This is a genomic window from Nonomuraea sp. NPDC049784, assembly GCF_040659615.1.
In the GTDB taxonomy this organism is placed as follows: domain Bacteria; phylum Actinomycetota; class Actinomycetes; order Streptosporangiales; family Streptosporangiaceae; genus Nonomuraea.
The window spans coordinates 1-21,218 of record NZ_JBFAMX010000090.1; the positions used below are offsets into that span (position 1 = coordinate 1).

General features: G+C 69.6%; 17 protein-coding genes. 6 read left to right on the forward strand and 11 right to left on the reverse strand.

The window, feature by feature from the left end; genetic code table 11:
• From AB0J09_RS20400 to AB0J09_RS20450, 11 genes are all read right to left on the reverse strand, one after another.
• Positions 1-189 (reverse strand): serine hydrolase (locus AB0J09_RS20400; RefSeq protein ID WP_360693000.1); only part of this gene is annotated, 189 nt, incomplete at its 3' end.
• The gene (locus AB0J09_RS20405; RefSeq protein WP_360693003.1) at positions 182-1,495 is read right to left on the reverse strand and encodes a serine hydrolase domain-containing protein; all 1,314 of its coding nucleotides are present in this window, start codon (positions 1,493-1,495) and stop codon (positions 182-184) included. The genes AB0J09_RS20400 and AB0J09_RS20405, both read right to left, overlap by 8 nt.
• A 10-nt stretch (positions 1,496-1,505) precedes the next feature.
• Complete coding sequence (locus AB0J09_RS20410; protein WP_360693006.1) at positions 1,506-2,819, reverse strand: serine hydrolase domain-containing protein; 1,314 nt, start codon at positions 2,817-2,819, stop codon at positions 1,506-1,508.
• Positions 2,783-4,690, reverse strand: coding sequence for a S9 family peptidase (locus AB0J09_RS20415; RefSeq protein ID WP_360693009.1), 1,908 nt, complete (start codon positions 4,688-4,690; stop codon positions 2,783-2,785). Before AB0J09_RS20415 ends, AB0J09_RS20410 begins: the two co-directional genes overlap by 37 nt.
• A 345-nt stretch (positions 4,691-5,035) precedes the next feature.
• Complete coding sequence (locus tag AB0J09_RS20420; protein WP_360693013.1) at positions 5,036-5,878, reverse strand: leishmanolysin-related zinc metalloendopeptidase; 843 nt, start codon at positions 5,876-5,878, stop codon at positions 5,036-5,038.
• 76 nt (positions 5,879-5,954) lie between these two features.
• The gene (locus tag AB0J09_RS20425) at positions 5,955-6,131 is read right to left on the reverse strand and encodes a hypothetical protein (RefSeq protein WP_360693015.1); all 177 of its coding nucleotides are present in this window, start codon (positions 6,129-6,131) and stop codon (positions 5,955-5,957) included.
• 49 nt (positions 6,132-6,180) lie between these two features.
• Entirely contained in the window at positions 6,181-6,363 is a 183-nt protein-coding gene (locus tag AB0J09_RS20430; protein WP_360693018.1) for a hypothetical protein, read from the reverse strand.
• On the reverse strand, positions 6,332-7,447 hold the full coding sequence (locus AB0J09_RS20435; RefSeq protein WP_360693021.1) for an alpha/beta fold hydrolase: 1,116 nt from the start codon (positions 7,445-7,447) through the stop codon (positions 6,332-6,334). The genes AB0J09_RS20430 and AB0J09_RS20435 overlap by 32 nt, the downstream gene beginning before the upstream one ends.
• 344 nt (positions 7,448-7,791) lie before the next feature.
• A complete protein-coding gene (locus tag AB0J09_RS20440) occupies positions 7,792-9,006 on the reverse strand; it encodes a S8 family serine peptidase (RefSeq protein ID WP_360693024.1) in 1,215 nt (404 codons plus the stop codon).
• Between the two features lie 225 nt (positions 9,007-9,231).
• Positions 9,232-10,185, reverse strand: coding sequence for an aldo/keto reductase (locus AB0J09_RS20445; RefSeq protein ID WP_360693027.1), 954 nt, complete (start codon positions 10,183-10,185; stop codon positions 9,232-9,234).
• A gap of 10 nt (positions 10,186-10,195) precedes the next feature.
• Complete coding sequence (locus AB0J09_RS20450) at positions 10,196-11,407, reverse strand: cytochrome P450 (RefSeq protein ID WP_360693030.1); 1,212 nt, start codon at positions 11,405-11,407, stop codon at positions 10,196-10,198.
• 233 nt (positions 11,408-11,640) lie between these two features.
• Between AB0J09_RS20450 and AB0J09_RS20455 the strand changes: the two genes are divergently transcribed.
• The 6 genes from AB0J09_RS20455 (at position 11,641) to AB0J09_RS20480 (ending at position 21,218) form a co-directional block, all read left to right on the forward strand.
• Positions 11,641-13,155, forward strand: a complete 1,515-nt coding sequence (locus AB0J09_RS20455; protein WP_360693033.1) for an FAD-dependent monooxygenase — start codon at positions 11,641-11,643, stop codon at positions 13,153-13,155.
• A 49-nt stretch (positions 13,156-13,204) separates the two neighbouring features.
• Positions 13,205-14,086, forward strand: a complete 882-nt coding sequence (locus tag AB0J09_RS20460) for a phytanoyl-CoA dioxygenase family protein (protein WP_360693036.1) — start codon at positions 13,205-13,207, stop codon at positions 14,084-14,086.
• A 94-nt stretch (positions 14,087-14,180) separates the two neighbouring features.
• Positions 14,181-15,179: a ketoacyl-ACP synthase III family protein gene (locus tag AB0J09_RS20465; protein WP_360693039.1), complete on the forward strand. Its 999-nt coding sequence runs from the start codon at positions 14,181-14,183 to the stop codon at positions 15,177-15,179.
• 26 nt (positions 15,180-15,205) lie between these two features.
• Positions 15,206-16,267, forward strand: coding sequence for a ketoacyl-ACP synthase III family protein (locus tag AB0J09_RS20470; RefSeq protein WP_360693042.1), 1,062 nt, complete (start codon positions 15,206-15,208; stop codon positions 16,265-16,267).
• Positions 16,267-20,013 (forward strand): beta-ketoacyl synthase N-terminal-like domain-containing protein, encoded by a 3,747-nt coding sequence (locus AB0J09_RS20475; protein WP_360693045.1) that lies wholly within the window; start codon positions 16,267-16,269, stop codon positions 20,011-20,013. The genes AB0J09_RS20470 and AB0J09_RS20475 overlap by 1 nt, the downstream gene beginning before the upstream one ends.
• Positions 20,010-21,218 (forward strand): cytochrome P450, encoded by a 1,209-nt coding sequence (locus AB0J09_RS20480; protein ID WP_360693048.1) that lies wholly within the window; start codon positions 20,010-20,012, stop codon positions 21,216-21,218. The genes AB0J09_RS20475 and AB0J09_RS20480 overlap by 4 nt, the downstream gene beginning before the upstream one ends.

Sequence of the window (21,218 nt, forward strand, 5' to 3'; positions counted from 1 at the left end):
CTCGGTGCGGCCGATCTCGCCCGCGGCGGCCTGCCGGGCGTACTCCAGCGCGATCGCGATCTTGAAGACCGAGGCGAGGACGACGGGTTCGTCCGGGTCCAGCCCGATCTCGGCGTCGCCGTCCACCTCTCTGGCATGCAAGAAGCCCCGCACGCCCGCTTCGGCGAACACCTCCCGCAGGTCAGGCACGGGCCACCGCACGGCCGTTGTGCAGGTAGGCGGCCTTCCCGTCCCGCATCACGAACGTGACCACATCGTGCCGGCCGCCCTCGGCCTCGATGGCGATGAACGACTCGCCATCGAGGTGCACGTACCGGGTGGTCGTGCGGGCGGCGCCCATGCTCTCCATGAGGGGGCCGGGGATGAGCGTGACGTCCAGGCCGTCTCCGGCGGCGGCGACCTCGTAGCCGAGCTGCGGGCCTGTGTAGCGGCCCGCGTACGGGGTGCCGTCCACGGGCTTCGGCGCCTGCGGCGGCAGGGGCTCCGCGGGCACCGTCAGGCCGGTCGCCTCCTCGATGACCGGCCGCGCCACGTCGGCCATGAGCCCGAGGAACGAGCCTCCGTTCCCGCTCATCGCGATGACGAAGTCCGACTCGGGAACGACGCGCCAGAACGTGCTCTGCCCGGGCGTGCCGCCGTCATGGCCGAACGCGCCCCAGTCGAACAGCTCCACGCCGAGGCCCCACCGGTCGGACAGCGCGCCACCGCCGCCGGGCACGTGGACCTGCGGCGTGAGCATCGCGGCCACCGACTCCTCCGACAGCAGCCGGGTGCCGTTCGGCGCCAGCCCGCCGGCCGCCAGCGCCCGCCCGAACGCGACCAGCTCGCGCGGCGCCAGGCACATGGTGGAGCCGGCCGGGGCGTTGGAGCGGGGCATCTGCCAGCCGGGGTACACGACGGCGTCCGGCCCGATGTGACCCGCCGAAGCGCGGAAGAGCACGGCCTCCTCGCCGAACAGCGCCGCGTGCGTGGCGCCCAGGGGGGTGAGCAGGCGTTCGCGCATCGCCTGCTCCCAGGTGCCGCCGCGCAGCCTGGCCACCAGCGCGCCGAGCACGCAGTAGCCGGCGTTGCAGTAGGAGAACAGCTCGCCCGGCTCGTGCACGTGCCCCGCGGTGCGCAGGTGGTCGAGGAACGTGTCCAGGCAGTCGTCACCGCGCCCGGTGTCCTCGAACACGTCGCCGTCGAAGCCGGCCGAGTGCATGAGCAGCTGCCGGACGGTGACGCCGCCGAACGCGAAGTCCGGCAGGTACTCCCCCACCGCTTTGTCGAGCTCGACCAGGCCCTCCTCCACGAGCTGCATGACTAGCGCCGCCGTCCACACCTTCGTGGTGGAGCCGACCTGGAACACGCTGTCCGTCGTGGTCTCCACGCCGGTGGCCGTGTTGACCACGCCCGTGGCGGCCTCGTGCAGCTCGCCGTGGTGCCACACCGCGACGGCCGCGCCGGGCAGGCCATGCTCACGCGCCGCCTCGGCAAGGCGATCCCTCAGGTCCATGTCGATCTCCTCAGCTGACCTTGGGCGTGGCGCGGGCGCCCATGTGCACGTACCGGGTGCCGTCGGCCAGCTCGAAAAACACGGCCGCCATCCACTCACGGGCGCCCGGCGCCTGGAACAGGAACAGGTTCTCGCCAACCGGGACGAAGTCTGACTCCTCGGGCTCATGCAGGGCGGCCAGCTCGCCGGTGGCCTCGAAGTGCAGGCGGGCCTTGCCGTCGTCGAGCACGCTCACCGTGATCCGGGCGCCGACCCGCTCGTAGACACCCGCGTACGGCGCGACGTCCACGTCGGCCGGTGTCTCCGGCAGGGACGGCGTGGGCGGCACGGTCAGGCCGTCGAGCTCGGCGAACAGCTCGGTGGCGACGGCTCGGGTGAACTCGCCGCTCTGGCCCCCGTTGGCGGTCACGCAGACGACGGTCCCGGTGCCGGGCACGACCCACAGCATGGCGTGCTGGCCGATGGTGTTGCCGCCGTGGGAGATGACCTTGTGTCCGCTCCACTCGTCGATGATCCAGCCGATGCCCCACTGCTTGCCCAGCGTGTACGGGTTGGGGATGTCGACCTGCGGCTCCCACATGGCGCTCGGGTTCTCCAATAGGCCGCCCTCCAGATGGGCGCGGCCGAAGGCGACCACGTCGGCCGGGCGGGCGCAGATCAGCCCGGCCGGGCCCATCGACCGCATGAGACCCCACACCGGGACGGTCTTGCCGTCCTCGTGCCCCATCGCGGCGCGGAAGCGCAGCACGTCCTCCGGCAGCGTCCAGGTGTGGGTGAGGCCGAGCGGCTCACAGATGCCCTCGCGCAGGACGTCGTCCCAGCGCTTGCCGGTCAGCCGCTCCAGCACCCGGCCCGCGATGACGAACCCGGAGTTGCAGTAGGACTGGGTGACGCCGAGCGGGTGGTTCTGCGCCAGGGTCGCGCAAGCCTCCACGTACTTCTCCACGCAGTCGTCGCCGCGGCCCGTGTCGATGAACTGGTCGCCGTCGATGCCGCTGGTGTGGGAGAGCAGGTGTCTGATCGTCACGTTCTTGGTGACCTCGGGGTCGGCCACCTTGAACTCGGGCAGTACCTCGATGACCGGTGTGTCCAGCGTGAGCCGGCCCTGCTCGACCTGCTGCATGATCAGAGTCGCGGTCCACACCTTGGTGACCGAGCCGATCTGGTAGAGCGCGTCGGTGGTCGCCTCGACTCCGGTGTCGACGTTCAGCGTGCCGGCCGCGAACTCGTGCAGCTCGCCCTGATGCCAGTACGCCAGCGCCGAGCCGGGAACCTCGTACTCGGCGATCAGCTCGGCGAGCCGCTGACCCATTGCTCCAGCCACGCGATGATCCTTTCGTTGTAGTCGTACCTGTGCGAGGGGCGCCCACTCAGGATGAACAGATGGCTCGCGCCGGGATAGCGCACCAGCTCGACGGGCACCCGGCGCTCGCGCAGGGCGGTGAACCACTGCTCGGCCTGGCCTATGGGGCAGCGGTCGTCGTCCTCGCCGTGCAGGATGAGCGTCGGGGCGGTGACGTCCGCGACGTGGGTGATGGGCGACTGGGCGGCCAGATCGCCGGCGTACTCGTGCACCTTCATCAGGTGGCCGAGGTCGGAGGTGCCGCTCAGGCTCGTCAGGTCGCTCACGCAGCCGCCGGGGATCGCGGCCTTGAATTTGCCGGTGGTGGCCGACAGCCAGCAGCTCATGTAGCCGCCGTAGCTGTAGCCGGTGACGGCCAGCCGGTCAGGGTCGGCGACGCCGTCGGCGATCAGGGCGTCGATGGGGGTGAGCAGGTCCTGGGCATCGGCCAGCCCCCAGGCGCCGATGGAGGCGGTGTAGAAGTCCTCGCCATACCCATCACTGGCGCGCGGGTTGACGGTGAGGACGGTCCAGCCGCGGGCGGCGAGGAGCTGGTGGTAGAGGTGGATGCCGTCGAAGACGGGCGACCAGGCGTTGTGCGGGCCACCGTGCACGTCGAGCAGCAGCGGGCCGGGCGTCTGCGCGGTCTCGTCGCGCAGGACGAAACCCTCGACCTGGGTGCCGTCGGGGGCGGTGAACGTGCGGCGGCGGGCGGTGAACAACTCGACGTCGTCGAGGCCGTAGTCGGTGAGCCGGGATATATCCGACATTTCGCCCGACGTTACTTTTTTCGTGTCTGGGGTCATCAGGTAGACGTCCCCCGCGCTGTGCTGCGTCGCCGCCACGTACGCGACCGCCCCCGCCGCCGTGCTGATCCCCGAGATGTTGACCTCACCGGGCACCAACCGCTCGCCAGGCGCCCCATCAGAGACGCGGTAGAGGTGCGTCGAGCCGCCGTCGCGCGCGCAGAACAGCAGGTCCTCGCCGAGCAGCGCCGGAATGCCGCCGGGGTAGCCGGGAGCGCCGGTCATGACGTTCCGGTCGAGGGCCGTCTCCACTTCGGTCCACCCGCCAGGGCCGAGCGCGAACAGCCGTGCGTGCCCCACCACGGTGCCCTTCAGTCCCTCGGCGACCAGCCGGTCGCCGAGCCACCAGACGCCGCCGCAGATGAGACCGGGATCCGTCAGCCGCTCCGGCACACCGCCCTTGGCCGCGTCGACGGCGTACGCGGCCCCGCCCGGCTCCAGGTCCCGGTCGGCGTCCATGGCGGCGGCGAACGCCAGGCGCAGGCCGTCGGGGGACCACGACGGCTCGCCCGCGTGGAAGTCGCCCTGAGTGACCTGGACGGTCTCGCCGGTGGCCACGTCCGTGACGAACAGGTGCCTGGTCAGGCCGCGCAGCAGCCCGGCGCCGTCGGCTTTGTGGTCGAGCCGGCCGGTCACGACGGGGGCGTTCGGGTCGGGCATCCCGCCGTCCTCACCCGTTCCGACGAGTGCGGCGAACGCGATGCGGGAGCCGTCCGGAGACCAGACGGGCGCGCCGGCGCCGAGCTTCGCGGAGGTCACCGGGGCGGGCTCGCCGCCGTCCATCGGCAACAGGTGGATCTGCGGCCTGCCGTCCACCGGCCGTAGGAACGCCAGCGTCCGGCCGTCCGGCGACCACCGCGCCTCGCTGCCGGCAGCGAGGCGCCGGGGCTCGGCGCCGGGAGCGGCCAGCCAGATCTCGGTGCGGTTCTCGTCGGAGTCTCGGACGGCGGTCGTCAGGGTGTACGCCACCGCTCCCCCGTCGGGACGCACCTGGGGATCGGAAGGAGTGGCGAGGCGGTAGAGGTCGTCGAGCGCGAGATGCGGCATGAACGAACCGTAAGCCTCCGCCGTCTGGGCATCTTCGGTGCTCCCGACGAACGACGCCGCCCGGCTTGTGCGGGAGCCCAACGCCCAGACCATCCCGGGGCGAAATACGGCGGGTTCGTCCCCGCACCGAGATGTTACTGCGCCGCATGGAGGCGCTCACGGCCAAGACACACCACTCCGCCGAGGCTCTGGTGCGCCGCCACCGCGACCCGCACGACGCCCTCACCTCCACCGGGCAGCGGATCGACGACCAGGGCAAGGCCTACCGCCTGGCTGACGGCCCTTCCACGGAGCCGAGATCATCGTGGCGGCCAAGCACGGCGAGCAGCTCGCCCTGCGCGTCGGCTAGCTCGGCGGCTCGATGTCGCAGTGGAGCACCAGCTCGCTGGACTGCTCGCGGTTCTGCGCCAGCAGCAGGGGGGTGGGCAGCACGTACGGCTCAGCCGCCGCCATGTCCACCTCGTAGCCGAGGTCGGCGAGCGCGGCGGCGGTGAGCCTGCTCAGCGGGCAGGCCGTCGCGTTGCCGACCCTGCTGGTCATCAGCTCGTCGCCGAAGACCGACTCCCGCCAGTGGCTGCCCACGCTGCCCGGGCTGCCGACGTTCTCGACCGGGACCGGGTGGGCTTCGAGCGAGCCGAGGAGCACGCCGTACTCCTGGCCGGCCCGCTGCCCGATGAACAGCGGCTCGTCGGTGCCTTCGCCGCTGAGCAGCCCGAGCCTGCGCCAGACCGTCTTGCCGATGCCGAGGGCGTGGCCCATCTCGTGCGCGATGACGTCGTGGAGCCTGCCGTCGGCCTCCATCCGGTCGAGGTCCTCGCTGTCGAAGCGCATCCAGCCGACGAACGGCAGCCCGTTCGGCCGGAACCGGAGCGGCCGGGCACCGCCGAGGATGTGACCCGGCCCGTCGATCTTGCCGCCCTCCGCGACGATGACGATGTCGTCGATCACCTCGCCGGGGGTTACGCCTTCCGGGAGCTCGGGGCCCGGGGTGACCTCCGCCTCCGGCTGGTCGCCGACGATCATCCTGGTCCACCGGCGCGCCGCGGCCTTGAACGCGGCCTGCTGGGTCATGCTCAGCCCGTCGAGGAAGCGCACCTCGATCGTGTACGGGCTCTCGCTCTCGTCCCTGCCCAGCGCCTTGAGTCTGTCAAGGCTTGCGGTCGCACGGAAAACCTCGAAATCTGCCATCTCACACCATCTCCTGGAAGAGGTCTCCTCCGAGATGGTCCGCCGGATTCCCGGAAAGCGCCTGAGTAGCCCCTACCTAGGGTTTCAGCGCGCGGGGTGCGGGACCGCTCGGTCGCCCGTCGGACAACAGGACGCCGGGGACGGTGGGCCGCCGTAGCTCCCGCTCGTATTCCGCGCGCCGCGTCGCCGCCAGTTCCCGATGGTCGATCCCGTCGTGTACGGCCGCACGGGCTTCGCCGATATTCAGGAACATGATGTCGTCGGCGAAACTTACCGATCTCCCGCAGCCCGGTGAGCTCGCGCTAGCGGCGCATGAAGAACACCGCCAGCCGGCCACGTACCGGCCGCCTGCGCCGCGCCCGCCGCGACAGCGTCTCGATCATCCGCTCCGCCTTCGCCGCTCCACCTTCGCCGCCGCCGCCTTGAACCGCGCGTCGGGCGCCGTGCGCGCCATCATGAGTTCTCACATACAGCTTGAACTGCATACATGGAGTTTTGGGCAAGCGCAGAGCTGCGCCCGCACTCGGCAAGCTCGGCGGTGGAGCTACGGGCGGTGGCCCACAGGATGACCTGCGCGACCAACTGGGGCGCGTCGTTCATCGGCACATGGCCGCATCCAGGCAGCCACATCATCCGCGCCATGGGGATCATGGCTGCCGCACGTGCCGCCTGTCGCGCCGGCAGGACACGGTCGGCTGTGCCCCAGGCAAGCGTCACCGGGAGGTCGGGGATGTCCCCGACGAACAGGTCCCGTGCGCGCCCGGCGCGCACGGTGGCTTGGAATCCGACTGCCTGGCGTAGTCCACGCAGCGACGCCACCACCGCCTCCGGCGTGGACAGGTCAGCGCGCATGTAGAGGGTGCCGGTCAAGGCCGCATGCCCCAGGATCGTCTGCGAGAGCCACGCCGTGATCGGCTCGGGCAGGCGCGCGATCTGTCGGGCCGCGTTCAGTACGGTAAAGGCGTACCACCGCTCGGTATGGCTCCAGAATCCGGCCGGGGCCAGTGCGGTCACGCTGCGGGTGAGACCGGCCTGAGCCAGCCGCAACGCGATCAGCCCGCCCATGGAATGCCCGACCACGTGCGGCCGCTCCAGCCCTAGCGCACTGAATACCGCGCCCAGTCCCGCCACCACAGTGGGCAGGTCGTGGGGCAGACCGTCGGGCAGATCGGGGGACTCACCGAAGCCCGGCAGATCTACCGTGATCACCTCGTGCTCGGCTGTCAGCGACGGCACCACCGCGTCCCACGCCTGCCGGTTCGACCCGATGCCGTGCAGCAGGACCACCGGCTCGCCGGTTCCGCGCCGCTCGTACGCCACGGTCATCGGGGCCAAGCCCGGCGGGCGTACTTCCACAAAAGGCCCCATAGCGGAGGGAGCCGCAGGCGAAATGGTCCTGCCACCGTTGACGAACGACGCAGGCATCGCCAGCACCGCAGCGGACAGTCCGTCGACCCAGTCGCAGACCTTCCCGACGGCCTGCGCCCCTATCCCGAGCAGGCCGCCCCCAAGACGGGTGATGGGGGTGAAAGCAGATGTCATTGAGGACAACGAAGGAACGTTCCACATCGCGGCGGGCGTTCGCCCATCCCTCCCTCTTCGGTCACGGGGACACCAAGGTTCGGCAACCTTAACTCCGCATAAACGGCAAACACGAGCCATGTCAGGACAAAAGGGCGAAATTTTTACCTTTGGATCGAATGGTGACCGCAAGAATTCTGGCCTCACTCACCCTGGAGGTCCGTCCGCATCGCCATCAGGGGCGGGGGCACAGGACCGAGGGGTGATGTTTTGCATCCCGTTACGCAGCAGCCTGCACGTAGCGTAGCGGCCGCTCGCGGCAGCTACGGGCCGCGATGGACAGGCCCGCCGTCCCGGTTCTGACAGGGTACGGCGGGCCAGCGGGGGGGTGATCAGAAGCCGGCGACGTTCAGCAGCTTCTCCTTGATGCCGTCGGGGTCGCCCGCCGCGTTCCAGTCCGTGGTGCCCGCCGCCTGCAGCGCGGACTTGACGGTCGCCGGGCTCGCGCTCGGGTGGGTGGCCTTGTAGAGCGCCGCGCCACCGGTCACGTGCGGGGTCGCCATCGAGGTGCCCGAGATGGTGTTGTAGCCGCCGCCCTTCCAACTCGACAGGATGCACACACCGGGTGCGATGATGTCGACGTCGGAGCCGAAGTTGGAGAAGTCGGCCAGGGTGTCGTCGACGTCGCTCCTGCAGGTGGGAGCGGCGGCGCCGCCGGGAGCGCCGTTGAAGTCGGCCAACGCGCTCACCGTGATGACCTCGTCGTAAGCGGCCGGCACGTGGTTGGCCGCGTTGTCCGTCTCGTTGCCCGCCGCGACCGCGTACGTGACGCCGGCGGCGACCGACGCGCAGATCGCCCGATGCATCGCGTCGTTGTTCGTGTTGCCGCAGTTGCCGTCGTCGGTGCCCGAACCGCCCAGGCTCATGTTCGCCACCTCGATCTCGTCGGCGTGCGCCGTGACATAGTCGATGCCGCAGATGATCGAGGAGAACGAGCCGCTGCCGGATTTGTTGAGCACCCGCACGGGCCACAGGCGCGCGCCGGGCGCCATGCCGACGACCCCTGTGGCGTTGTCGAGGGCGCCGATCGTCCCTGCCACGTGAGTACCGTGGCCGTTGCCGTCGTCGGCGCTGTTGCCGGTCGAGCAGTTCTTGGCACCGGCCGTGTAGACGTTCAGATCGGGATGGTCGAGGTCGATGCCGGTGTCGATGACAGCGACGTCCACGTCCACGCGCTCGTCCGCGCCGTTGATCTTCGCTGTGGTGCTGAGCTCGGCGTCGGCCCGGTCGATCCCGGTCGGCAGGGTCTGGGCGTCGATGTGCACCTCGCCGTCCGGCTGCACAAAGAGAACGCGGGAGTCCTGGGCGACGTCCGCGGCGGCGCCGGGAGTCATTCTCGCGGAGTATCCGCGAAGCGCGTGGCTGTAAACGCGTTCGAGCGCGGCACTGTGGAGGCGGGCCTGCTCGTTCGCGACGGACGTGGGTTCTGCGCCGTCCCGGAGCACCACGATGTAGTCGCGGGCGGGTTCGGCGGTGGCGCTCGCGGCGGGGGTGGATGCCGCGGCGACGGCACCGGCGAACAGGACGGTGAGGAGGGTCTTACGCAAAGGGGGTTCCTCCGCTCTGCACGGACAACTGTGCGGAACATGACACGTCCGGTGGCGCTCGCCTAGCCCCGACGAAAATCGTTACATTTAGTTGATTTTTGGAGCAAAGGCTTCTCGCGGACGGTTAGCGGCGGTGCTTGAGAGCAGTGACGCCGAGCGAGGGCGCGCGAGGCAGGCACCTTGACGAGCTCACCATCTGGTCGGCCACATCCGTGACAGGACGAGTCAGTTGAGGGGCACCAAAGCGGTGATCTCAGCCAGCTCCTCGGCGGTCGGTTCCCAATCGCCGGCGGCCGCATTGGCCCGGATCTGCTCCGGGCTGGTCGCACCGGCGATCACCGAACCGCAGCCAGGTAGCGCGGCCAGGGCGCCGATGGCCACCTCCAGGACGGACCGGCCGTGCTTTTCAGCCCAGGACGCCAGCGCCTCCACCCGATCCAGCTTCTCCGGCGTGACGAGGTGGGGAAGCTTCGCAAGCCGGGACCTGGCCGGCGGCTCCTGCCCACGTCGCACCTTTCCCGTCAACAGCCCGTGGGCCAGCGGGAAATAGGGCAGGACACCGACCCCATAGTGCAAGGCCGCCGGCACCACCTCGCGCTCGGCGCTCCGGTCCAGCAACGACCAGTGGGCCTGCGCTGACACAAACGATGCGTATCCACCCGCGCGGGCCAGATGCGCGGCCTCCGCAATCTGCCAGCCGGCGACGTTCGAGCTGCCGATGTAGCGCACCTTGCCCTCGCGCACCAGCTCAGTCAGGGCGGACAGGGTCTCCTCGATCGGAGTGACGCCGTCCGGAACGTGGTACTGGAACAGGTCGATGTAGTCGGTGCGCAGGCGGCGCAGCGACCCCTCCACCGCCCGTCGGATGTACGACCGGCCGCCAAGCGCACCGCGTGCCTCGCCCTGCCCATCGTCGGGGCGGTGGTCGGGGCTGCCGAACTTGGTGGCCAGCACCACCTTCTCCCGGCGACCGGCCAGCACCTCACCGAGCAGTTCCTCAGAGGCGCCGGCGGGTTCACCATACGACTCGCCGGTGTCGAAGAGCGTGACGCCCTCCTCGATCGCCGCGTCCACCATCGCCCTGGTTCGGGTCACGTCAAGACCTGCACCGATGCTGTTGCACCCCAACCCGACAACCGACGTCCGGAGGCCTGAGTTACCTAAAGTCCTGTAGCGCATGATCTGGAACCTATCTCGGGTGGTCTGGCGGAATAACGCCCCAAGCGACCGGCAGCCGGTCCACTCCGTACACCGCCATGTGGTTGCGGGTCGGCACCTCGGCTGGCGACACCGCCAGGCGCAGGTCGGGGAAGTGCTCGAAGAGCGCGGTCAGCGCCACACGAAGTTCGGCCCGCGCGAGATGCTGCCCGAGACACTGATGGACGCCATGCCCGAACGCCAGGTGCCCGGTCGCGGAGCGTGTCACGTCCAGTGTGTCCGGGTCGGGAAAGCGTTCAGGATCCCGGTTGGCCACCGGCAGCGCCAGCACCACGGTCTCGCCGGCCGCGATGACCTGGCCGTCGATCTCGACATCGACCAGTGCGGTACGCCGTACGTCGAACTGGAGGATCGACAGGTACCGCAGCAACTCCTCGACCGCCCGCTCCGGATCCGCTGCTAGGCGGGCCCGCTGGGCTGGGTTGGTCAGCAATACGAACGCCCCGAGCGCGAGCATGCTCGACGTGGGAAGGTGGCCCGTGGCCAAAAGCACCATCCCGAGGTTGGTGAGTTCGTCATCGCTCAGGTCGCCGGTCGCCGCGGCGTGCGCCAGCAGCCCGTCGTCCGACGGGCCTCCGGCGGGTAGGCGCGCGAGGACGCCGCGTACCGTCCCTGTGATCGACGTCACGGCGTCGATCACCTGCTCCGCGCGCGAGTCCAGGTCGTTCATCACCGCGGTGGCCGCCTGGATCCGTTGCCGGTCCTCCGCCTGCACGCCCAGCAGCTCGCAGATCACGAGCGCCGGAATCGGCATGGCGAACGAGGCAACGAGGTCGATGGGCCCCCCACCGTCTGCCATGCCGTGGAGTGCCTCTGCGGTGTACCGCCGGATCGTGGGCGTCAGCTCGGCGACGCGCCGAGGCCCGAAGTGGCGGCTCAGCAGGCGGCGGTACCGCGTGTGTTCAGGCGGGTCCATATGCGGGAAGATGCCCGGCTCCGCGGGTGTCGGCCGCTCGATCGCGCGCTCGCGGCCGACCGGCTGATGCAGCAGCTCGCGCCGGGTGCTGAACCGCGGATCCGCCAGGATGGCCCGGGTGACGGAGTATCCGGTGGCCACCCAGCCGAGGTGCCCGTCGGGGTAGGCCAGCCTGCTGAGCGGGGCTCGGCGCCGCAGTTCGACGGGCGGGTCGAAGGGGGTGGGCCGGTCGGTTTCCAAGGGCTGGGCTATCTGGCCGTCGCTCATGGGGCGACCTCCCACCTGCGCCGTTGATCACAAACGAAAGGGATTATGCATGACAAATCCGGAAAATGCCACCACTAGGAATTTTTGGATCATCGATTTAGCATCGGCACTACCTGAACAGACACATCTACCAACACACGGGAAGCATGACCGCGCCCCAGTCACTGGTGCCGGTCTGTGGTCGGTAATCCAACGATTTCTCCAGCAGGCTCATGCCCCCAGTAGAGGTATGTATGGCACAGGTCGCGGTAGTTGGTGGTGGACCGGTCGGGCTCCTCCTCGCGTGCGAGGTGGCGCTGCACGATGTACCGGTGGTGGTGCTCGAGCGATTGCCCGAAATCGAGACACACCCGAAGGCCGAGGGCATCACCGGCCGGGCCATTGACATCTTGGATCGTCGCGGTCTCATGATCGGGATCGACGGGACTCCCTCGCAGCCGACGGCCGAACAGCGGACCCGCATCGCCATGGGCGAGCGGCGGCCGGACAGCCTGCAGCCCAAGGCCTTTCCCGGCGCACGGCATTTCGCCACTATGTTCGTGCTTCGTCCGGAATCTCCCGACCTGCTGGTACCCCAGCAACTGCTGGAGAAGGACCTGGCTCGACGTGCTGCGGACCTCGGCGTCGAGGTACGGCGCGGCCATACGGTCACCGGGTTCACCCAGAACGACGATGGGGTGCGTCTCGATGTCGACGGTCCGGACGGGCAGTACCGGATGCAGGCTGACTGGCTCGCCGGATGCGACGGCGGCCGGAGCATGGTCCGGAAGTTGGCCGGAATCGCGTTCCCGGGAACGGACGGCATCACGACCGGATACCGCGCCTTCGCGGAGATCGACGACCCCGACTTCCACATGCCCGGTTGGTTCCGGAAGGACAACGGGCTCCTGGTGTACGAGGAGGGACCGCCCCGGTTCATCACCCTCGAGTTCATTGGCTCACCGGCGAATCGGGACGCGCCGATAACGCTCGAGGAATTCCAGGAGGCGCTGCGCCGGCTCAGCGGCACCAAGGTGACGGTCACCAAGGTCAACAAGATCAACCGATTCACCGACAACGAGCGACAGGCCGAGACATATCGCCAGGGGCGGGTCTTACTTGTCGGCGACGCGGCCCATGTCCAATCGCAGTGGAGCGGCCCGGGCCTGCGGCTCGGACTGGGCGACGCCGTCAACGTCGGCTGGAAGCTCGCTGCGGTCGCGCGAGGTCAGTGTCACGAGGACCTCCTTGACACCTATACATCGGAACGACATCCGGTCGGCGCGCAGACACTGGAGGTTCAGCGTGCCTCCATCGCGTTGATGCGCCCCGGCCCGCACGTCGACGCATTGCGCCGTCTGCTCACCCACCTGCTGCTCCACGACGACACGAACCGGCACCTGACCGCCCTGGTCGACGACCTGCACATCAGGTACGACATGGGCGACCCGTCGCTGACCGGTCCGCTGGTCGGGCGCTACTGCCCCGACCTGCGACTGAAAGGCGCCAACGGCACGGTACGGCTCGCCGAACTGCAGCGTACCGGGCGGCCGCTGCTGCTCGACCTCGGTGCCGATCCCGGACTACGTGCGCTCGCCGAGCCGTGGTCCGACCGGGTCGACGTAGTGACCGCCGAATGCGCCGAGGCTCCGGCGGACGCCCTGCTGATTCGTCCGGACGGCTTCGTCGCCTGGAGCACACCCGCCGCGGAGGCGTCGCTGCCCGGTGCTCTCGCGCGGTGGTTCGGTCACCCCGCCCGAGTCACCTGACCACCCCGGACAGACCACATCACAAGACACAGCCCTCTCGGAGGCCGGGATGACCGATTCCAAGCCGACGACCCTGACCATCCTGCCCGCCTCGGCCGCGGTCGAAGAAGCGATCGAAGCGGTCGAAGCAGCCGGAGCAGTGATCATCGAGGATTTCATCGATTCCGACACACTCAACGGTCTGTGGGAAGACTTGGGCCCGGCCCTGGAACGCCAGGCGGACGGCGACGGGCGCCTGGTGGGTGAGAAGACCCGAATCCTGCCGGGCTTGGTTCGCCGGACCGCGCGGTCGGCCACGATCATGCGAGAGCCGCACTTCCTCGGCAGCGCGCGGCACTTCTTGCAGCGGCCGGTGCGAGCTTGGCTCGGTGAGCAGCGCATTGAGTTCGTTCCGACGATCCAGCTCGGCATTTCGCGGGCGATCCAGATCCAGCCCGGTGTGCCGATCCAGGGCCTGCACCGGGACGACACGGCTCACCTCCGTACCCACCCGGGCCCGGAGAGCCGGGTCCAGGTCATGGTCGCCGCGAGCGAGTTCACCGCACGCAACGGCGCCACCCGGGTGATTCCGGGAAGCCACAGATGGGACGACGAGCGAGGGCCACGCGACGATGAGGCGGTGCCCGCCGAGATGCGAGCCGGCTCCGCGCTGCTGTGGCTCGGCAGCACGTACCACGGGGCCGGCGCCAACGCCTCGGGTGAGCCCCGCACCGGCCTGTCGTACGCCTACGACCTCGGCAACCTCCGCCAGGAGGAGAACCAGTACCTGTCCATACCCCTGGACGTGGTCCGCAGCTACCCCGAGGACATCCAACGGCTCCTCGGCTACGAGGCCTGCCCACCGATGTGTGGGCTGTACGAGCTGAACGACCCGATGCTGTTGCTCCGCGACGGGCCGGGCAATCCCGTTGCGGCATCGCACACCCAGTGAAGCGCCCGGCACCGCGGCGCGTCCACGCTGAAGAAAGGGTTAGATGCGGACTTCCGGCACGTACTTGCGCAGTATCGGCGTCCATCTGCCACCAGTGGTCACTATCGAGACGGCCGTCGCCGAGGGCCGGTATCCGGCCGACGAGGTGGAGCACTTCCGCCTGGCCGGCGCAGCGGTGGCCGGTGACATACCAGCCCCGGAGCTGGGCCTCCGCGCCGCCCGGCATGCGTTCGAGCGCTCCGGCGGACTGTCGCCGCACGGCCTGGACCTCATGCTGTACTGCGACGTCTGGCACCAAGGCCCGGAGGGCTGGGCGCCGCAGTATTACTTGCAGCAGCATCTGGTCGGCGGGGACGTCCCGGCGATCGAGCTGCGGCAAGGATGCTGCGGCCTGTTCAACGCGCTGCAGCTCACTGCCGGATACCTGCGGCCGGGCGGCACCGCACTGCTGGTCGGCGCCGACAACCACGGCACCCCGCTGGTCGACCGGTGGCGGATGATCGAGGGCACCGTGATGGGCGACGCCGGGTGCGCGCTGCTTGTCACCACGGACACCGGATTCGCCGAGCTGCGGTCGGTCAACGTGACCGTGCTACCGGAGGCCGAGGCCGTCAATGACGGCGGCGTACCGATGTTCCCTCCGGACGCGACCGTGGGCCGGCCACTGGACTTCGCCGCGCGCAACCTAGAGTTCCGCAAGCGCCTGCTGAACGGTGACGGCGCCCGGGTGATGCTGGCGATCGAGACGACAATGATGGAGCTGGTCGACCGCACGCTCAAAGAGGCGGAGATCACGCTCGACGACGTGGCGCGGGTGGCCTTCCCCCATGTTCGCCGGGACGACGTGGAGCACCGCGGTGTCAACTGGTTCGGGGTGACCCTGGCCGACACCACCTGGGAGTACGGCGCCCGCATCGGACACCTTGGAGTCAGCGACCAGTTCGTCGCTCTTGACCACCTGCTTGCCTCCGGAGCACTGGCCCCTGGCGACCACATGCTGCTCGTCGGGTTCGGCGCCGGCACCACCCTGGCCTGCGCCGTACTGCGGATCCTGGACATCCCGCCGGAGTACGCCTCCGGAGGGCCGGACTGATCTGTTCGAGCGAGCCAGGAGGCGACATGGAGACGGCGGACATGTACATCAGCGGCATCGGTTCGTACCTGCCCGACACAGTGGACGTGGACCACGCAGTGGCGGCGGGCTGGTACCCGGCCGAGGAGGTCGAGTTGCACGGGCTCGCCTCCGTCGCAGTGGCCGGTGACATCCCGGCACCGGAGATGGCGTTGCGGGCGGCACGCACCGCGGTGGCCCGCAGCGGCCGCTCTCCTACCGATCTGGACCTCCTCCTGTACACCTCTACCTGGCATCAGGGTCCGGAGGGATGGCCACCGCAGGCCTACGTGCAGCGCCATCTGGTCGGCGACGGCGTCCTGTCGACCCAGCTCAAGCAGGGCTGCAACGGCATGTTCGCAGCCTTGGAACTGGCCGCGAGCTACCTGCGGGCCGAACCCGGACGCCAGGCGGCTCTGCTGGTCGCCGCCGACAACTATGGCACTCCCCTGGCCAACCGCTGGCGGATGCTGCCTGGGGCCGTCGCCGGCGACGCGGCCAGCGCCGTTGTGCTCGACACCGAGCCGGGATTCGCCCGGCTGGCTTCGGTGAGCTCGGTGTCGGTGTCGCAAGCCGAGGAGATGCACCGGTGTGCCGAGCCGCTGTTCCCGCCTGGCGTCACCGAGGGCCGCGCGGTGGACTTCGCCGCGCACAACGACACGTTCCGGCGCCGCGCGGTCGCCGGAGGCGAAGGGACCATGGTGCTGGTGACGCTGGACGAACGGATGGTCGAGGTGATCGACCGCGCCCTGTCAGAGGCCGGAATAAAGGCGGCGGACGTGACCCGGATGACCTGCATGAACACCTCCCAAGAGATCGCCGATCAAATTTGTGAGCACCGGCTGGGCATCCCGGCGTCCCGCTCGGCTTGGGAGTTCGGCCGGACCATCGGCCACTGCGGAGCCAGCGACCAAGTTCTCGCCCTGGAGCACTTGGTCCGCGGTGGTGACCTGGGGCCCGGCGACCATCTACTGATGTTCGCCTACGGCCCCGGCGTGACCATCTCGGCCGCCGTCGTGGAAATTCTCGAGTCGCCCGCGTGGTCGCGGAGGCGGGGAGGGGATGCGTGATGGACCGACCGTCTGAAGCGATCGCAGTGATCGGGATTGGCTGCCGGCTGCCCGGCGGCGCCGACTCGGCGGACGAGTACTGGAACCTGCTGCGCCAAGGACGAGACACGAGCGGACCGGCACCTGCCGGGCGCTGGCGGGCCTATGCCGACCGTGGCCCGTCCTACATGGCGGCGGTCCGCCGCACGGTGTCGCACGGCCACTTTCTGAGCGAGGTGGCGGACTTCGATGCGGAGTTCTTCGGGCTCTCGCCGCGCGAGGCGGAGCTGATGGATCCGCAGCAGCGCCTGGTGATGGAGACCGCGTGGGAGGCGCTGGAGCACGCCGGAGTGTCGCCGGACGCGCTGGCCGGCACGGACGCGGGCGTGTACATGGGCGTTTGCACAGGTGACTACGGGCACCGGCTGCTGGAGGATCTGCCTGACATCGAGGCGTGGACCGGGATCGGCGCCGCCACCTGCGCAGTGGCCAATCGGGTGTCGTACGCGCTGGACCTGCGTGGCCCGAGCTTGGCGGTGGACACGGCGTGCTCGGCGTCTTTGGTCGCCGTCCACCTGGCCGTGCAGGCCCTGCGGGCAGGGGAGACCGACGTGGCGCTGGCCGGCGGGGTCAATCTCATCCTGTCTCCCGGCGAGACGCTGACCTTGGACGCCGCGGGCACCCTCGCGCCGGACGGGCGGAGCAAGTCGTTCGACGCCGCCGCCGACGGCTACGGGCGGGGCGAGGGCGCAGCAGTCGTGGTGCTCAAGCGGCTCCGCGACGCCGTACGGGACGGGGACCAAGTGCTCGCGACCATCCTCGGCAGCGCGGTCAATCAGGATGGCCGCACCGTCGGCATCATGGCGCCGTGCGGCCAGGCGCAGGAGCATGTCATGCGCCGCGCGCTGCGACAGGCCGGCGTCGATCCTTGTACGGTCGGCTACGTCGAGGCGCATGGCACTGGTACCGCGGTCGGCGACCCTCTCGAGGCCGCCGCGCTGGGTGCCGTGTACGGGGCCGGCAGGCAGGCGGAGCGGCCGTGTCTGATCGGCTCGGCCAAGTCCAACATCGGACACCTTGAGGGCGCCGCCGGCATCGCCGGCCTGGTCAAGGCCGTCCTGGCGCTCGACCGCGGCGAGCTCCCGCCGAGCCGGATCGACACCCCCACCTCGGCCGTCGACTGGATCGGCACCGGGCTGCGCGTGGTCGACGAGCCGACACCTTGGCCCGACTCCGCGTACCCGCGCCGTGCCGCGGTCTCCGCCTTCGGCTACGGCGGGACCATCGCCCATGTGATCCTCGAACAGGGGCCTGCGGTACCGGCGCCCACCGAGGAACCCGCTGGGCGCTTGTTTCCGATGTCCGCCGGGTCGCGGTCCGCATTGCGGCAGGCCGCGGGCAACCTTGCCGACGTCGTCGGCAAGGTGCCGCTGTCGAGCCTCGGGCACACACTCGCACTGCGCCGGACTCACCTGTCGCACAGGGCGGTGGTAACCGCGGAGGACGAGGCCGCATTGACCGCCGGACTGCGTAACCTGGAGGCCGGTACCCCGAACGACGCGGTGACCACGGGGCGACTACTCAGTGAGCGCGGTCCCGGGCCGGTGTTCGTGTTCTCTGGACACGGCTCGCAGTGGGCAGGCATGGGCCGGGAACTGCTGACCGCCGAGCCGGCATTCGCCGACGTAATCGACGAACTCGAGCCGGTATTCGCCGATGAGATCGGGTTCTCACCGCGGAAGACGCTCAGCGTGGGAGAGCTCACCGAGGTCGACCACATCCAAACCATGATCTTCGCGATGCAGCTCGGCCTGGTCGAGCTGTGGCGGGAGTACGGGGTGCGCCCGCATGCTGTGATCGGCCATTCGGTCGGCGAGATCGCCGCCGCGGTGACGGCCGGAGCCCTGAGCCGCCTGGACGGCGCCCGGCTGATCTGCCGGCGATCCCGCCTGCTACGCCGGGTCGCGGGCCGGGGCGCGATGGCTATGGTGCAGCTTCCGTTCGCCGAGACAATGCGGCGATTGGCGGATCATCCCGGCGTGGTCGCCGCGATCGCATCATCACCTGGCTCCACGGTCGTCTCAGGCGACCCGGACGCCGTGGCCGAAGTACTGCCGGCTTGGCTCGAGGAGGGGATTCCGGCCCGCCGGGTCGCCTCCGACGTGGCCTTCCACGGACCGCAGATGGATCCGCTCATGACGGACCTGACCGCGGCCGCGGCCGACCTCACGGCCGGCGTCCCCGGCATCCGCGTCTACTCGACGGCGCTGGACGATCCGCGCGCGAACCCGGGCTTCGACGGTGCGTACTGGGCGGCCAACCTGCGCCGGCCGGTGCGCCTGACCGACGCGGTCACCGCGGCCGCAGCCGACGGATACCGCGCGTTCATCGAGATCTCCGCACACCCGATCGTCACGCACTCGGTGCTGGAGACGCTGAACGAAGGCGGGCACGAGGACGTCTTCGTGGGCGCGTCGCTGCGCCGAAACCTGCCCACCCAGGCAGCCATGCTCAACGCCGTGGCCGCGGCGCATTGCGTCGGTCTCGACGTGGACTGGCACCGGCTACAACCCGCTGGTGGGCCGGTCGTGCTCCCGGCGTATCCCTGGCAGCGTCGCAGGCATTGGCGCACACCGTCGCCCCCCGACACCGGCGGCCGCGGCCACGATCCGGACAGTCACACGCTGCTGGGCGACCATGTCGATCTTGTCGGGACGGACGTCCAGTTGTGGCGGACCGTCCTGGATGACCAGACCCGGCCCTATCCCGGCAGCCATGCTATCGAGGGCGTGGAGATCGTACCGGCCGCGGTTCTCGCAGCGACGTTCTTCGCCGCCGCCGGCGGTCAAGCGCTCGGCGAAGTGACGATGTCGGCTCCGCTGCTGACCGCCGATCGCCGCGAGGTCCAGATAGTGCGGCAGAACACCGAGCTGCGACTGGCCGCCCGTATCGCCGGCGAACCGGACGGCGCCTGGCAGATGATCGCCACGGCCAGGATCCCCGCCGCGCCGGGGCAGCCGCCGGCACCGCGGTCGCAGCCGCTCACATCAACGGAACCCGGCTTGGTCACCCGTCGGTTGGCTGCTGTCGGCGTACCGGACACCGGGTTCGACTGGAGCGTTGAGGAACTGCAGCGCGGGTACGGCGCGCTGCGCGCCCGCGTGCGGTGCGGCCCAGCACCGTCCAGCGCCTCACCCTGGGCGCCCATCCTGGACGCGGCCATGTCGGTGGCACCGAGCGTGTTCCCCGGGGACCCGTTGCTGCGCATGGTGACGCATATCGATCGGCTGGTCACGTTGGGAAAACCGACGGGCACGGTGAACATCGACGTGTTGCTCGACCACGAGCACACGGACACGGTGCAGGTACGGATCATCGACGACACCGGCGCTGTCGTCGGCTGGCTGTCGGGGCTGCGGTATCCGGTGATCGACACGCCGGCCCCTGGAGAGAACGGCGCCAAAAGCGAGCGACCCACTGAATCGTTCGCCGACCTGGAGCCAGAGAAACTGCGCACATTCCTGATCGAGGAGGTCGGCGCGCAGATCGCCAAGGAGATGCGGCTCGCCCCCGCCGACCTGTCACCACACCGACCGCTGATCGAGCAGGGACTGGACTCGGTGCTTACCGTGGTCGTCCGGCGGCGGCTGGAGCAACGATTTCGGTGCTCGCTACCGACGACGCTGCTATGGGCGCAGCCGACCATCGCCGCCGTTGCCGATTACATCGCCGGGGTGGTGTCCGGCTCAAACGGGAAGGCGCAATGACTACATTCGAGCACGACATAACCGCGACGCCGACTTTCCCAATGGAGCGGACCTGCCCGTTCGCACCGCCGGACGAATATCAGCGGATGCGTGCCACCGCGCCGGTCGTCCGAGCCACCCTGCCCAACGGCGCACCGGTCTGGGCGGTCACCCGCTACGCCGAGGCGCGGCAGATCCTCAGTGACCCGAGGATCAGCTCGAACACTGGACGCCCTGAACGGCCTCGCGGACCCGACGACGATCGCCCCGACGACGGCTTCTTCGTCGATATGGATCCACCGGAACATAGCCGGTTCCGGCGGTTGCTGATCTCAGAGCTCGGCGCCCGTCCGATGGACGCCATGCGGCCGGCCCTCCAGCGAATCGCCGACACAGCGATCGACGAGTTACTGGAGGCCGGGGCGCCCGCCGACCTCGTCGGTTTGTACGCGCGCCGGGTTCCGTCGCGAGTCCTCTGCGAGTTGTTCGGCATCCCGGCCGGCGACCACGAGTTCTTCGAGTCACGGCTGCGGATGCTGTCAGTAACGAGCATGGATCCGAGCGTGGCGGCCCAGGCGTCCAGGGACGTTCGCGGCTATTTACGCGAACTTATCCGCAGCGCAGAGCGTGAACCGCACAAGGGAATGATTCGGCGGCTGGCCGCCAGACACCTGCCCACCGGTGAGCTGACCACGGACGAGCTGATCAACATCGGTTTTCTCCTGCTGCTCGCGGGTTACGACTCGCCGGCGAATACGATCTCCCTGGGCGTACTCACGCTGCTGCAGCACCCAGCGCAGCTTGCCGCGTTGCGCGCCGACTCGAGCCTGCTGCCGGGTGCGATCGAGGAGCTGCTGCGCTTCCACTCGGTGCAGGACTGGGTCAGCTTCGACCGGATTGCGACCGACGACATGGATATCGGCTCTGCGCGGATCCGCGCCGGTGATCGCCTGACGGTGCTGGCCGCATCCGCCAACCGTGATGCGCGGGCGTTCGAGAACCCCGACGAGTTCGACATCCGCCGGTCCGCCCACCACCACGTCGCCTTCGGCTACGGGGTACACCAGTGCATCGGCCGCAACCTCGCCCGCGCCGAGCTGCAGATCGCCTACGGCACGCTGCTGACCCGGATACCGACGCTGCACCTGGCGATCCGGTTGGAGGAGTTGCCCTTCGCCAACGATGCCCCGTTCTTCGGGCTACACGCGATGCCTGTTGCCTGGTAG